Below are 12,798 nucleotides of genomic sequence, written 5' to 3' on the forward strand. Positions count from 1 at the left end.
GCTTTGAACGTTCTTTTAGAGAAGTTAATGCTAGCGAATGGTTATTCAGAAGCTTATGAAATTAGTAGGAGTTTGCTAGGAGATACAGTTTCTGACTGTCGACTTGGAAGTATTGCTGTTATATCAGGGGTTAGAATTGGTAAAATGAAAGATGTAAAAGATATAGTTTCAGCTATCAGGGGGTGTAAGGATAACCTTAGCTTAGTAGCAAAGACAGTTTACGAAAATGCTATTTTGGAGGAGGAACTGAAAGGTGAGTGATCTATTTAAGCACCTTAATCCAATTGCGGAAACTGCTTCATACTATCTTGAAAGATCTAAAGTTATTCAAGGAAATATTGCTAATGCGGATACACCTTTTTATAAACCAAAAGATCTAGTTTTTGAGAAAGAGCTTGAAAAAGCTCTAAAACTAAAAAGAACGGATCCTAAACATATCGATCCAACTATATCTGGAAAAAAGTTTAAACTTGTAGAACTTAATAACATTACTGGTTATGATATGAACAGAGTAAATGTGAATGAAGAGCTTGCTAAGCTTGCTGAAAGTGCGATTATGTTTAAGTCTCTAAACGAAGTTCTAAAAAAGGAGATAGGGAAACTTAAGTTGAGCATTCAGGGGAGGTAATAGATGATATTTAAAGGTTTAGAGATCTCCCTTACAGGTATGGAGGCTCAGAGGGTTCGTATAGATGTTCATTCCAGCAACCTTGCTAATGCTAACTCTGTAGATGAAAATGGGCAACCTTATAGACGTAAGATACCTATATTTGAAGCAGTTCTTGAAGAAGCTGGTAAGACAGAAAGCTATAAAGTAAGAGTTAAAAAGATAGTTGAAGATCCTTCCCCATTTAAGCTTAAGTTTGATCCGACCAATCCTTTAGCAGATGAAAAGGGATATGTTCGATTACCAAACGTAGACCCATTAAAGGAAATGGTAGATATGATCTCAGCTATGAGAACATATGAGGCAAACCTTACTGCGTTTAACACTCACAAAGGAATGCTCCTTTCAGCTATGGATATTTTAAAGGCTTAAGGTTAAGATAAGAGAGGTAAACCATGAAAGTAAAGTTCTCCACACTTTACTCTCCGATCCTTAATGTAAAAGAAGAGAAAAAAGAATCAAAAAGTGGTTTTGGCGAAATTTTACAGCGCTTTATAGAGGACGTTAACTCTGACCTTAAAAATGCTAAGAAAGCAGAAGAAGCTTTAATCGATGGAAATGTAAGTAACTTGGAAGAAACAATGTATAAAATAGAAAAAGCGGATCTTTCCTTAAGGCTTCTTGTAGAAATAAGAAATAAAGCTATCGAAAGCTATCAAGAAATAATGAGAATGCAAGTCTAAAAAAGGAGTTAAAATAGGTGGACGCGAAAGAAATACAAACAAAATTAAGGGAGTTCTTTAAGGAAAATTTAAATCCAAAGACAATAGTTTTGGTTTTATCAGCACTTACACTTGTTTCTTTCCTTTTTTTTGTAGCATCTAAAAGTCTATCGAATAAAAACTATGCAGTTCTCTATACTCAACTGAGTCCTGATGATGCTGGAGCTATTCTATCCGTCCTTCAAGAGGAAAAAATTCCTTACAAAGTAGAAGGTGGAGGAAGTATTATTCTTGTTCCAGAAGATAAGGTCTACGATGTAAGGTTAAAGCTTGCAGCAAAAGGTCTTCCTCATGGAAAGATTGTAGGATTTGAAATTTTTGATGATCCAAAATTGGGAATAACTCAATTTCAGGAAAACGTTGAATTTTTAAGAGCTTTAGAAGGAGAACTTCAGCGAACAATAAAAAGAATTGGGGCAGTGAAAGATGTAAAGGTAAACATTGCATTACCTAAGGATTCTCTTTTTGTTAGAGAATCTGAAGAGCCTAAAGCTTCTGTTCTTGTGGATCTGTGGCCTGGAAAGGATTTAACTAAGGAACAGGTTAAAGCTATTGTATTCTTAGTCTCTCATGCAGTTCCAGGGTTGAAACCGGAGAATGTAACGGTTGTTGATAATAGGGGTAGAGTTCTGACAGACATTTTGGATGAGGAAGATGACTTAGGAACTTCTAAGGAGCTTGAAGTAAAAAGGAAACTTGAAAGAGAGATAGAAAGAAAAGTCCAATCAATGCTTTCTCAAGTTTTAGGAAGTGGTAAGGTTGTGGTTAGGGCAACAGTGGAAATAGAAACTGGAAGGATTGAGAAGAGGCAAGAACTTTATGATCCAGATATGACGGCAGTTGTTAGTCAGAGAAAAGTTCAAGAAAAAGAAATTGGAACCGTTGAAAAGCCTCAAGGAGCTCCAGGAACGACAACTAACGTTCCTCCTGTACTTGACATTGGAGGAAACGGTAAAGAGGTAATGAAGAAAGAAAAAAAAGACGTAACTACTAACTATAATGTTTCTAAAACTCTTCAAACTGTTGTTTCTCCAATTTTCAGAATAAAGAGAATAAGTGTTGGAGTTCTTGTTGATGGAAAGTATCAGAAAGAAAAAGATAAAGATGGAAATGAAATTATAAAGTTCGTACCAAGGTCTCAGGAAGAAATAAAAACCTATGAAAACATAGTAAAAAGTGTTATTGGCTTTGATCCAAAAAGAGGAGACACTGTCACTGTAGCTAGCGTTCCTTTTGAGGCAAGAGAGTTAGTGGGTAAAGGTAGAGAGGAGACACAATTTCCATGGTATTACCTATTAGCTGCTGGATTAGGTGCTGCAGCCGTTTTCGGATTGGTAGCTCTTAAGCTTCTTAAAGGTAGAAAAGAAGAGGCTGAAGTTGGATCCATTGAACAAGGAGAGTTAACAGGTGCTCTTGCAGCTGAAATGAAGGCAAGGGCTGAACATAGAAAAGAACTTGATGAAATAGATATAGAGTCCGATCCTACTTATATAAAGATTGTGGAAATTGCTAAAGACTATCCTGAGCTCATTACCAATGTGATAAGTAAATGGATGAAAGAAGAGGTGCGTGCTAAATGATGATAGACCTGGAGGATTTTTCTTCTATTTTGGAATCAAAGAAAGAAAAGGAGGAGAAAGATAAAGAGAAAAAGTTAACTCCAGAAGAGATTGAAAAGATATATCAAATGAAGTTTTTAGAACTTCAAAGAGAGTGGGAACTAAAACTGAAAGAGACTAAGAAGATCTTCTTTGAAGAAGGGTTTAAAGCCGGTTATGAAGAAGGGAAAAACGAAGCGGAGAAAGAATATAAGAAAAAGGTAGAGGATCTTCAGAAAGACTTTTCTCAAAGGCTCCAGAGCTTGAAGTTGGGTTTAGGGAACCTGGAAAAGGCTGTAAATGAGAAATCACAGGAAGTTCTAAAGAAAATAGAAACCTTACTTCTCTCTTCCATTGAAGAAATACTCAAGTTTCTATATATAGATCCAAAGAACGCTCCCTATGTTGCAAATGTAATAAAAGATCTTTTAAAGGAATTTCAGGACGAAAAATTGATAGAAATAGAAGTTGGAAAGGGACTCAAAGATTTTATAGATGGTGAAGTAAAAGTAGCGGGAGATCTAGCAGATAACGATTTTAGGATTTTGTTTAAAGACTTTTCAATAGAAGCGAAGTTAAAAGAAAAACTTAACTTGTTGAAGGATGAACTTGAAAGAGAGATTAAAAAGTCTTCCTAGGTATAAAGTTTACGGTAAGGTTATTGGTGTTAAAGGTCCTGTCGTTGAAGCTAAACTTCCCCACGTTCACATAGGAGATTTCTGTACTGTAAATGGTGATATTGAAGCTGAAGTTGTAGGATTTAAAGATGGTAAAGTGCTTTTAATGGCTTATAGTGACACTACCGGTATTAGTTTAGGAACCAGTATAGAGGCAAAAATTTCAGGTTTAAAGGTTGGAGTTTCTGAGGATCTTTTAGGACTTGTTTTAGACCCTTTCGGAAATCCTATGAATAAAGAATCTTTCTTTCCAACGGAGTTTGTTCCTCTTAAAGCAGAGCCTATAAATCCGATGAAACGGGAGAGAATAAAAGAACCTTTAGACCTTGGTATCAGGGCTATAAATGCTCTTTTAACTGTTGGAAAAGGACAAAAGATAGGGATATTTGCAGGAGCTGGAGTAGGAAAGAGTACCCTTATGGGGATGGTTTCCCGTTATACGACTGCAGATGTCAACGTAGTTGCTCTTATAGGAGAAAGAGGGAGGGAAGTAAGAGAGTTTATAGAGGATAATCTTGGGGAAGATGGGTTGAGAAAGTCAGTGGTTGTGGTTGCTACTTCAGACCATCCACCACTTGCCAAGATAAGGGCTGCTTTTACCGCCTGTGCAATTGCAGAGTATTTTGCTTGGAAGGGAAAAGATGTTTTATTGCTTATAGATTCGCTAACAAGACTTGCAATGGCGCAAAGAGAGATAGGTTTAGCTGTTGGAGAACCTCCTACCTCTAAAGGTTATACACCTTCTGTGTTTTCCACTATGGCTAAACTCATAGAACGGGCTGGAAACTTTGTTGGAGCAGGGAGTATTACAGGAATATATACCGTTCTTGTTGAAGGAGATGATATCTCACTTGATCCCGTTGCTGACGCTGCAGTTGGTTTTCTTGATGGACACATAGTTTTGTCAAGAGAACTTGCCAACAGAAGACTTTTCCCAGCAATCGACATTGTTAAAAGTATAAGTAGGCTTGTTCCTCAACTTGTAAGCGAAGAAGTTATAAAGGAACAATCCATAGTCTTTGAAATAGAAAGTACCTATCGTGAAAATAGCGATGTTATAAATCTTGGGCTGTATAAGAAAGGGACATCTCCCAAGATAGACCTTGCTATTAGTGTTCACTCAAAAATTGAGGAATTTATAAAACAAGAGGTTGAAAAGAGAGTTACTTTTCAAGAAAGCTTGTTGCAGCTTTCCGATTTAGTAGAATATATTAGGAAGGAGGGAGATAGATATGGCTATAGATGGGATAACAACTGATTTTATATATTCTGGTGATCAAGAACCAAAAATTGTGAGTGCCAATTATGATAACGCCCAGATGTCCCAAGAAGATTTCTTAAAGATCCTCTTGACAGACCTTCAATGGCAAGATCCTCTTAATGCAAACGATATTAGTGACCTTATCAACAATACAGTAAAGTTAAGAGAAATGGAAGTTCTGAATACATTTGAAAGTAGTATCGATAAGTTTGTTTCCTCTTTGGAATCTCAATCTCTATTCTTCGCATCCTCCTTTATAGGAAAGCTTGTTGAGTATGAAGGAAACCAGACTTACGTTCAGAACGGAAAAGGATATGCTTCTTTTACCCTTTCGGCTCCTGCAGATACTGTAAAAGTTACCGTTTTTGATCAAAGTGGTAATATTGTTGAAGAGAACGTTTTCTATAATCTAAATGGAGGAGAGGAATATCCGGTAGAAATAGATAATCCTGACCTTCCTGATGGCTACTATACCGTTATGGTAGAAGCAACCAATGGTGGTGTTCCAGTTGAAGCTAATGTAAAAAGTTTAGCTTACGTTACGCAAGTTAGAAAAGATGAGACAGGAGAAGTATATGTAGTAACTGATGTTTCTTCTATACCGCTTAGTAAAATTATTGGAATAGGAGGATAGAGATGCTGCAGTCTTTCTACACAGCTTTTACAGGACTAAACGCAGATAAAACTTGGCTATCTGTAATTTCGGATAACATAGCCAACGTTAATACAATAGGTTTTAAGGCAGAAAGGGCCGTTTTTGAAGATTTACTTGCTAAGAGTTTAACAACTTTTAAAAACGGTGCCCCCGTTAACCAAGAAGTAGGAGGAGGCACCTTTGTAGGTTCTACAGTTAAAGACTTTAGCCAAGGTACTTTTATGAATACAAATAATCCCCTTGACTTGGCTCTAGATGGTGAAGGTTTCTTTATGGTAAAGGATGAAGCAGGGGTTGTGTATTATACAAGAAATGGAGAGTTTAGGCTAGATGCTAATGGAGATCTTATAAATATGCTTGGAATGAAAGTTCAAGGGTGGATGCTTGATGATAATGGGAATATGGCAGGAGCTATAAGTAATATAAATGTTCCAATGGGTATGAATCCTAAAGTAACGACCCAGATTCTCTTTAAAGAACCTTCAAATCTTGATTCTAGGGCGGAAGTGATTACAGCCAACTTTGATCCTGCAGATTCTACTACGTTCAACTATGTAAATTCACAAACCATATACGATTCGTTGGGTAATCCGCATGAAATCTCATACTACTTCCAGAAGGTGGACTCTGGTACGTGGAAGGTTTATACGTTAATAGACGGAACGTTAACACCTGTAACAGATGGAACGAACTATTACGAATATGTCATTCTTAAATTTGATGCAACAGGTAGTGTAACAGCTGCGGAAGCCGATACTCAAGTATCACTTACTTCAGAAACTCCGACTGGAACGAGCGGTTCCTTTACTTTGACTTCATCTCCCGTTATTGGAAGTGTTCACATAAAGTATGTAGATAGCGTTCAAGTTGATATATACGATGTAGGGGACGGAAATGGTGACGGAATAGGAAACTTGGTAGACGCAAATGGAAATATTGTAGGAACTATAAATTACACTACTGGAGAAATACAGTTAACGGGAGACTATGCCTCCGCAACAAAAATAACAGTTGATTATTTAAATAACCCTACTACGCTTACTTCAGCAGTAACTCTTGACATAGAGAAAGTAAATATTTCAGGTTACGATCCTAACACAGGCGCAGATTCTAACTTCTCAATAGCTATTAACTTTAATGATCTCAAGCAGTTAGCGTCTGACTTCATCTTTTATGCTCAACAGGATGGAAACGGCAAAGGAGATCTGCTTTCTATTGCTGTTAGTGAGGATGGGACAATAAAAGCAACCTATAGTAATGGATCTGTTAAAGATATTGCAAGAATTGCGATCGCAACTTTCAAAGACAAAGAAATGCTTGTAAGAAAAGGTAGTTGGCTTTACATGCCAAATGTTCAGACGTTTACTCCTATAATCATGCCTGGGGGAGTTATATCTAAAGTAAGAAGTGGTATGCTTGAGATGTCGAATGTGGATATTGCTAACGAGTTTATTAACCTGATAACCGCTCAGCGTTCTTACCAAGCAAATGCGAGAGTTATTACTACTGATGATCAGATCTTACAAGAGACTATGAACATTAAGAGGTAATGAGGATGGCTGAAGAAGAAAAGCAGGAACAAGAACAACAAGGTGGTGGTAAAAAGAAACTGTTTATACTTTTGGCTTTGCTCCTCGTTCTCGGTATAGGAGGAGGAATTGCTTATAAGTTTCTTGTCCTTGACAAGAAGAAAGAAGAACAGTCTCAAGAAAAGCAAGCTCAGAAAATTATTGAGGAGATAAAGGCTACTGAGAACGTAGGAGTAATGTTTGACTTGGGGACTTTTGTTGTAAACTTGGCTGATAATGACATTGAGAGGTATTTAAAAGTTTCTGTTGTTCTTGAACTTAAGGATCAGAAAGTTCAAGCAGAAGCTCAAAAAAGGCTTCCTGAAATAAAAGATGCTATTACGACCTTATTGTTGACTAAGCGTTCTTCAGAGATAAAAACTCCTGAAGGTATAGAGTTTTTAAAAGAAGAAATAGCTAAAAGGGTTAATGCTATCCTGCCTTTAGGTGGTGTAAAGAACGTTTACTTTACCGAGTTCATAGTACAAACGGGTTAACCGATGGAAAAGAAAAAGGGTAAGTTTGAAAGGTTTAAAGACGTGAACTTAAGGATTTCTCTTTCCATAGGAACAAAGACTATGTCGTTAAGTAAGGTTATGAGACTTAGAGAAGGAGACATTATAGAGTTTGATAGAAAAGTAGATGATTACCTTGATGTTTACTTAAATGGAAGGAAGTTTGGAATAGGGGAACTCATAATAGTTAACGAAAAGTATAGCTTGAGGTTAGTTGACCTTGTTTGAGTTCCTCTTCTCTTCTTTTTTTATTATTTTTCTGCTTCTTGTTATTTACTACCTTGTTAACAAGTATAACTTTATAAATCCGAATCTTAGAAAAGGTTCCTTAATAAAGTTAGAAGATTTTAGACCAATAGACAGAGATAAAGGGCTTATACTGATAGCTGTTTATGAGAAAAAGCTTTTAATAGGATACGATAAACAAAGGATGTATGTGCTAAAGGAATGGGAAGAAGAATAATTCTTGCTTTTTTTATAAATTTTTGGCTTGTAATTCCTTCTTATGGAGAAACGGTCAACGATTTTCTTTCTCGTTTAGGAGAACTAGATATAACTCTAAAAATTCTTTTTCTTATTACTTTCCTCAGCTTAGCACCAGCTCTTCTAATAACAATTACCTCTTTTACCCGTATAGTAATAATCTTATCTTTGTTAAGGCATGCTCTTGGAACGCCCCAGACACCTCCAAATCAAGTAATCATTGCTTTATCTTTGTTTCTTACGCTCTTTACTATGGCTCCTACTTTCAAAAAAATAGATGATGTTGCTTTAAAACCTTACCTTAACGGGGAAATTACAGATGTTGAAGCCATAAGAAGGGCAGGAGCTCCCTTAAAAGAATTCATGCTTCGCAATACAAGAAAAGAAGACTTAAAACTTTTCCTTGATATAAGGAACGAAAAGCCGAGAGATCCTATGGAAGTTTCTATGATTACCCTAATTCCAGCGTTTATGGTTAGTGAGATAAGAACTGCAATGGAAGTGGTTTTTGTCATTTTTTTACCTTTTATAGTGATAGATCTTCTGGTGGCAAGTATTCTAATGTCTATGGGTATGATGATGATTCCGCCTATGATGTTATCTTTACCTTTTAAGCTTATTCTATTTGTTCTCTCAAATGGTTGGGAACTCTTAATAAAATCCATAATATTGAGTTACAGATGACAGTAGATCAAGTAATCACTCTTGGACAAAAGATGCTGGAAGTTGCTCTCCTTGTGGGAACTCCTGTTTTACTTATTACCTTTCTTGTCGGTATTATCATCAGTATTTTCCAGGCGGCAACCCAAATACACGAAATGACTCTTACCTTTATACCTAAAATAGTGGCAGCACTCCTTGCAATGTTTTTCTTTGGCGGTTGGATGCTCATAAAACTTATTGATTACACAAGAGAAAACTTTGAATTCCTAATGAACGTTATAAGATGACACAAATTTTTGACGTTAATGACTTTTATGCTTACATATTGGTTCTTCTTAGAGTCGCCTCCTTCCTAATGGCTTTCCTTTTCATTGTGGCAAATTTTATTCCCTTCAATGTAAGGATTTTCCTTGTGCTTGCTTTTTCTTTTTTTGTCTTTCAGATAGTTGAACCTAAAGAAGCTATAAATTTAGAAACATTTTCTCTTGTAGAATTCTTCTTGTTGGTCTTAAAAGAAGTTTTGGTAGGTGTTTCCTTATCTCTTGTGGTATCCATATTTACTGCTATTGTTGTATTTGCTGGAGAACTTGTGGGTTATTCGATGGGATTAACAATAGTTAACATATTTGATCCTACTTTTGGTTCTATGTCAGTATTAAGTAGGTTCTTTGTTTACATTTTCTACTTGGTATTTTTTGTTTCTGACGCTTATAAAATCTTTATAGCTGCATTAGTGGAAAGTTTTCGACTTATTCCTATTGGAAACTTTCATCTTAGTGAACCATTATTTAGCTTCATTCTTGAGGAATCTAAACTTATTTTCTTTCTTGGTTTTAAACTAGCTTTTCCTTTTGTGGTTGCCCTGTTTATAACAAATTTAATTTTGGCGTTAGTTAATAGGCTCATTCCTCAAATAAACGTTTTTATTGTAGGTTTACCTTTGCAAATTTTTGTTGGACTTTTCTTTCTTGCTTCGGGATTTGCAGCTATTATTTACTTCTTTAGGTTCTTAACTGAGACCCTTTCCAAAGATATAATTAAACTAATGAAAATTTTAGGAATGTAAATGGCAAAAGATCCTTCAAAGACCGAGAAAGCGACCCCACGGCGGCGCCAGAAAGCAAGAGAAGAAGGACAGGTTCTAAAAAGTCAAGATGTTCCAATAGCTTTTACACTTTTAATTACAGTAATTCTTTTTTATTTTTACATTCCCTTTGTCTACTCTAAACTTTTAAAATTTTTTATTTTTAACTTCAGAACTTCGTCTGAGTTAAACATACTAAATAACTCGTTAATTTCTGCAAAAGTGTTCTTATTAACGGTTTTCCCTTTCTTTTTAGTTTTATTTGTTATGGGAATATTCTCGAATGTAATTCAGTTTGGATTTCTATTTACTCTTAAACCTCTGATGCCCAAACTTGATCATATAAACCCTGTAAAAGGTTTAGAGAGGCTAATCTCGATAAAAACTCTTTTTGAAACTTTAAGAAATACCCTTAAACTGTTAATAGCTTTAATTATTGGTTATTTTGTTGGTAAGTACATATTTTCGCAACTTTTTTCTTTAAGTTTTGTCTCCTTAGATAGTCAAGTTTCTCTAATTTTTAAGTACATATTGATACTTTTCTTTGTTTTTGGTCTTCTTTCAATTCCAATAGCTATTGCTGACTTCCTTTTTAGAAGATGGGAATATGAGGAAAACCTGAAGATGTCAAAAGAGGAAGTAAAAGAAGAAAGAAAGCAGTATGAAGGTCATCCTCTTATAAAGTCGGCTATAAGAAGAAGGCAAAGGGAAATTGCTATGAAGAGAATGATGGCAGAAGTTCCAAAAGCCGACGTTGTTATTACAAACCCTACCCACTACGCTGTTGCCTTAAAGTATGAGAGGGGAAAAATGCATGCTCCTAAGATAATAGCTAAAGGAGTTGATAATGTAGCTTTGAAGATTAAAGAAATAGCTATGGAACATGGAGTTCCAATAGAGGAGAATCCGGAACTTGCGAGAGCTCTTTATGAGTCTTGCGAGATTGGAGATTACATTCCTGAAAAGTTCTACAAGGCAATTGCCAAAATCTTAGCTGCTATTTATCGGAGAAGAAAGTTCTTGTGATTTTTTAGCCTGTTTCCTTATCTCGGTTAATATTTTGACAATTTTATCAACCATTGGTGGGTCAACGTAGTTTAAAACCTCGCCAGCAGCTCTCGGTTTCATGTTATAAAGGATGTAGGCTGCTTTTTTAGGATCAGAAAAAGCAGATATTTTTTGTCCAGCAAGTTCTGGATCCATTTTTTCAAACACTTTTGCAAGTTTTTTATATCTTTCTTTTTCGATCTCTTTAATTCTTTTCTCAAACTCCTCCCTCTCTTTTTTTAAATTTTCTCTTTCTTCTTCTATTTTTTTCAAAATAGCTTTTTTTTCCTCAAGAAGTTTCTCTACTTCTTTTTTTAACTTTTCAAGCCTTGCTATTTCTTTTTTTGCTTCTTTTCTCTCTATTTCCTGTCCTTTAACGCTAAGAGTTATAAATCCTATGCTAATACTAAGTACTGTAAATACTGTCAGAATGGCTCCTAACCTCATTTATAAACCTCTCAAGTAGCAGGTCCTCTCTTTTGGTGTTTTCTATTTCTATTCTTTTGATCTTTTTCTCTAAAAGCTTTATCTCACTGTTTAATATAGCAACTCTTTCTTTTTGCTTTTCTAAAACTTTGGATAGTATATCTAAATATTTCCTAAGCTTTTCTATTTCTTTAAGCTTCTTATGTTGGAGTTCTTGCAAAAGAGCTAAAGAAAAAGCATCACTAGGGGTAAACTCTTTAGAATTCTTTAATGCTTCCTCTTCTTTTAGAAGCTTTTCATTCAATTCGGAGTATTTCTTTTCTAAAAGTAGGAGTTTCCTTTTTTCCAATTCTAAACTTTTATTTTTTAATCTTATGATAAGCTTTAAAAACTTCACTTTTAACTCCTGTTTTTCATTGCTAACTGTGCAAGTCTTTGTTGTTCCTTTTTGACGAAGTTGTGAATGAATTTTTGCTCGTCAGGATTTATCTTCTCAAACTTAACTCCGTAACAGTTTGATTTTCGATGAGGTTGTACGTTAACTATAATTGATTTTAAGTTGAAGCTTTTATCCTCTAAAGAAAAGCGTAAGTTGATCTCTGTCATAGGCACAAGTTCTTCTTTTAGTTCAGAAAGAGGTATGCAGATCTTTACTCCTCCTGCACTTATATCTACGATTTTTCCTTTTAACCATTTTATCTTGTTTTCCTTTTTATCTAGGATACCTATATCACACGGTAATTCGACTTCAACTCTTGCATACTCGCGTCTTTGATACCTTGAAAGTTCAAACGTGTGAGGGATTTGAAGGATGAGCCTTCCATTATCAGTAAAAGTTTTTACCACAGTTCCCTCTAGTTTATATATACCATCTCCTTTTCTTATGAATGAGATATTTACTTTTTGGTTAACTATGCTATCTGGTAAGCTTCCTTTTATCAGTGCCCAGTACATATATCTTTCATCTTTGTCAAAGAGGACAACATCTACTTTTAGATCATCTCCTACCTGTAATTTTGCGGGCTGAAAGAGATCTATGTCTTTTGTGCTTGTTAGGGGAACGAAGTAAGGAACGTGGTCAAATCCAAGTTTCATTCTCATATCTTGGATCATTTCTTCTTTTGCGTTTGGATTGAGCTTAAGGTATAAGTTGATAACTTTTTCAAAAGGTGCCTTAAACTCCAATGCAAGAAAAGGGTCCCTACCAAGCTTTTTAGAATAGAACCATAAGATTTGGGCTTCTTCCCTAGTAAGACCTCTCTCTTTTGCCTCTTTAAAAAAGGATTCTCTTAATTGTTTCTCCTTTAAGTATTCTTTTATTCTTCCTGCAAACGTTAAAAATATTATGAAAGCTATGGTGATAAATAGAAACAAAAATACCGTAGAGCTATCCGCCGTAGGAAGTTTGAAGAAGTTAATTCTGTCCATACTA

Annotated in this window: 19 protein-coding genes; 16 read left to right on the forward strand and 3 right to left on the reverse strand. The window is 35.4% G+C overall.

Translation table 11 applies throughout. From position 1 onward, the window contains the following. From ABGX27_04495 to flhB, 16 genes are all read left to right on the forward strand, one after another. Positions 1–261: hypothetical protein (locus tag ABGX27_04495; GenBank protein ID MEO2068752.1), on the forward strand; the 261-nt coding region annotated here is incomplete at its 5' end. Beyond that, positions 254–628, forward strand: coding sequence for a flagellar basal body rod protein FlgB (gene flgB / locus ABGX27_04500; GenBank protein MEO2068753.1), 375 nt, complete (start codon positions 254–256; stop codon positions 626–628). The genes ABGX27_04495 and flgB, both read left to right, overlap by 8 nt. A 3-nt stretch (positions 629–631) precedes the next feature. Further along, positions 632–1,039 (forward strand): flagellar basal body rod protein FlgC, encoded by a 408-nt coding sequence (flgC, locus tag ABGX27_04505; GenBank protein MEO2068754.1) that lies wholly within the window; start codon positions 632–634, stop codon positions 1,037–1,039. 23 nt (positions 1,040–1,062) lie between these two features. Beyond that, the gene (gene fliE, locus ABGX27_04510; protein ID MEO2068755.1) at positions 1,063–1,350 is read left to right on the forward strand and encodes a flagellar hook-basal body complex protein FliE; all 288 of its coding nucleotides are present in this window, start codon (positions 1,063–1,065) and stop codon (positions 1,348–1,350) included. Between the two features lie 17 nt (positions 1,351–1,367). After that, positions 1,368–2,969: a flagellar basal-body MS-ring/collar protein FliF gene (gene fliF, locus ABGX27_04515; protein MEO2068756.1), complete on the forward strand. Its 1,602-nt coding sequence runs from the start codon at positions 1,368–1,370 to the stop codon at positions 2,967–2,969. Beyond that, the gene (locus ABGX27_04520) at positions 2,966–3,625 is read left to right on the forward strand and encodes a hypothetical protein (GenBank protein ID MEO2068757.1); all 660 of its coding nucleotides are present in this window, start codon (positions 2,966–2,968) and stop codon (positions 3,623–3,625) included. Before fliF ends, ABGX27_04520 begins: the two co-directional genes overlap by 4 nt. Beyond that, the gene (locus ABGX27_04525) at positions 3,591–4,922 is read left to right on the forward strand and encodes a FliI/YscN family ATPase (protein ID MEO2068758.1); all 1,332 of its coding nucleotides are present in this window, start codon (positions 3,591–3,593) and stop codon (positions 4,920–4,922) included. The genes ABGX27_04520 and ABGX27_04525 overlap by 35 nt, the downstream gene beginning before the upstream one ends. Then, positions 4,897–5,559: a flagellar hook capping FlgD N-terminal domain-containing protein gene (locus ABGX27_04530; GenBank protein MEO2068759.1), complete on the forward strand. Its 663-nt coding sequence runs from the start codon at positions 4,897–4,899 to the stop codon at positions 5,557–5,559. Before ABGX27_04525 ends, ABGX27_04530 begins: the two co-directional genes overlap by 26 nt. A 2-nt stretch (positions 5,560–5,561) precedes the next feature. After that, positions 5,562–7,130: a flagellar hook protein FlgE gene (locus tag ABGX27_04535; GenBank protein ID MEO2068760.1), complete on the forward strand. Its 1,569-nt coding sequence runs from the start codon at positions 5,562–5,564 to the stop codon at positions 7,128–7,130. A 5-nt stretch (positions 7,131–7,135) separates the two neighbouring features. Continuing rightward, entirely contained in the window at positions 7,136–7,645 is a 510-nt protein-coding gene (locus ABGX27_04540; GenBank protein ID MEO2068761.1) for a flagellar basal body-associated FliL family protein, read from the forward strand. Positions 7,646–7,648: 3 nt separating this feature from the next. Continuing rightward, positions 7,649–7,891, forward strand: coding sequence for a FliM/FliN family flagellar motor switch protein (locus tag ABGX27_04545; GenBank protein MEO2068762.1), 243 nt, complete (start codon positions 7,649–7,651; stop codon positions 7,889–7,891). Beyond that, positions 7,884–8,126: a flagellar biosynthetic protein FliO gene (locus tag ABGX27_04550; protein MEO2068763.1), complete on the forward strand. Its 243-nt coding sequence runs from the start codon at positions 7,884–7,886 to the stop codon at positions 8,124–8,126. Before ABGX27_04545 ends, ABGX27_04550 begins: the two co-directional genes overlap by 8 nt. Then, positions 8,111–8,830 (forward strand): flagellar type III secretion system pore protein FliP, encoded by a 720-nt coding sequence (gene fliP, locus ABGX27_04555; GenBank protein MEO2068764.1) that lies wholly within the window; start codon positions 8,111–8,113, stop codon positions 8,828–8,830. Before ABGX27_04550 ends, fliP begins: the two co-directional genes overlap by 16 nt. Beyond that, entirely contained in the window at positions 8,827–9,096 is a 270-nt protein-coding gene (fliQ, locus tag ABGX27_04560) for a flagellar biosynthesis protein FliQ (GenBank protein ID MEO2068765.1), read from the forward strand. Before fliP ends, fliQ begins: the two co-directional genes overlap by 4 nt. Further along, the gene (fliR, locus tag ABGX27_04565; protein ID MEO2068766.1) at positions 9,093–9,875 is read left to right on the forward strand and encodes a flagellar biosynthetic protein FliR; all 783 of its coding nucleotides are present in this window, start codon (positions 9,093–9,095) and stop codon (positions 9,873–9,875) included. Before fliQ ends, fliR begins: the two co-directional genes overlap by 4 nt. Further along, complete coding sequence (flhB, locus tag ABGX27_04570) at positions 9,876–10,919, forward strand: flagellar biosynthesis protein FlhB (GenBank protein MEO2068767.1); 1,044 nt, start codon at positions 9,876–9,878, stop codon at positions 10,917–10,919. It abuts the gene before it with no gap. Here the strand turns inward: flhB and ABGX27_04575 are convergent. From ABGX27_04575 to ABGX27_04585, 3 genes are read right to left on the reverse strand one after another with little or no spacing between them, the layout of a single operon-like run. Further along, positions 10,884–11,387 carry a hypothetical protein gene (locus ABGX27_04575; GenBank protein ID MEO2068768.1) on the reverse strand — a complete coding sequence of 168 codons (504 nt, stop codon included), beginning with the start codon at positions 11,385–11,387 and terminating at the stop codon, positions 10,884–10,886. The two genes, flhB and ABGX27_04575, sit on opposite strands and share 36 nt — an antisense overlap. Then, the gene (locus ABGX27_04580; protein ID MEO2068769.1) at positions 11,347–11,763 is read right to left on the reverse strand and encodes a hypothetical protein; all 417 of its coding nucleotides are present in this window, start codon (positions 11,761–11,763) and stop codon (positions 11,347–11,349) included. The genes ABGX27_04575 and ABGX27_04580 overlap by 41 nt, the downstream gene beginning before the upstream one ends. A gap of 2 nt (positions 11,764–11,765) precedes the next feature. Further along, positions 11,766–12,794 carry a PilZ domain-containing protein gene (locus ABGX27_04585; GenBank protein ID MEO2068770.1) on the reverse strand — a complete coding sequence of 343 codons (1,029 nt, stop codon included), beginning with the start codon at positions 12,792–12,794 and terminating at the stop codon, positions 11,766–11,768. Positions 12,795–12,798: the final 4 nt, after the last annotated feature.

It is taken from the genome of Desulfurobacteriaceae bacterium (assembly GCA_039832905.1).
Taxonomy (GTDB): Bacteria; Aquificota; Aquificia; order Desulfurobacteriales; family Desulfurobacteriaceae; genus Desulfurobacterium.

Bases quoted from the DNA above. Each gene is read 5' to 3' on its own strand.
- fliR (MEO2068766.1), top strand. From the start codon at position 9,093: ATGACACAAATTTTTGACGTTAATGACTTTTATGCTTACATATTGGTT.
- flhB (MEO2068767.1), top strand. From the start codon at position 9,876: ATGGCAAAAGATCCTTCAAAGACCGAGAAAGCGACCCCACGGCGGCGC.
- ABGX27_04585 (MEO2068770.1), bottom strand. From the start codon at position 12,794: ATGGACAGAATTAACTTCTTCAAACTTCCTACGGCGGATAGCTCTACG.
- fliE (MEO2068755.1), top strand. From the start codon at position 1,063: ATGAAAGTAAAGTTCTCCACACTTTACTCTCCGATCCTTAATGTAAAA.
- fliP (MEO2068764.1), top strand. From the start codon at position 8,111: ATGGGAAGAAGAATAATTCTTGCTTTTTTTATAAATTTTTGGCTTGTA.
- ABGX27_04535 (MEO2068760.1), top strand. From the start codon at position 5,562: ATGCTGCAGTCTTTCTACACAGCTTTTACAGGACTAAACGCAGATAAA.
- ABGX27_04530 (MEO2068759.1), top strand. From the start codon at position 4,897: ATGGCTATAGATGGGATAACAACTGATTTTATATATTCTGGTGATCAA.
- ABGX27_04575 (MEO2068768.1), bottom strand. From the start codon at position 11,387: ATGAGGTTAGGAGCCATTCTGACAGTATTTACAGTACTTAGTATTAGC.
- ABGX27_04545 (MEO2068762.1), top strand. From the start codon at position 7,649: ATGGAAAAGAAAAAGGGTAAGTTTGAAAGGTTTAAAGACGTGAACTTA.
- ABGX27_04525 (MEO2068758.1), top strand. From the start codon at position 3,591: ATGAACTTGAAAGAGAGATTAAAAAGTCTTCCTAGGTATAAAGTTTAC.
- fliQ (MEO2068765.1), top strand. From the start codon at position 8,827: ATGACAGTAGATCAAGTAATCACTCTTGGACAAAAGATGCTGGAAGTT.
- ABGX27_04540 (MEO2068761.1), top strand. From the start codon at position 7,136: ATGGCTGAAGAAGAAAAGCAGGAACAAGAACAACAAGGTGGTGGTAAA.
- ABGX27_04520 (MEO2068757.1), top strand. From the start codon at position 2,966: ATGATGATAGACCTGGAGGATTTTTCTTCTATTTTGGAATCAAAGAAA.
- flgC (MEO2068754.1), top strand. From the start codon at position 632: ATGATATTTAAAGGTTTAGAGATCTCCCTTACAGGTATGGAGGCTCAG.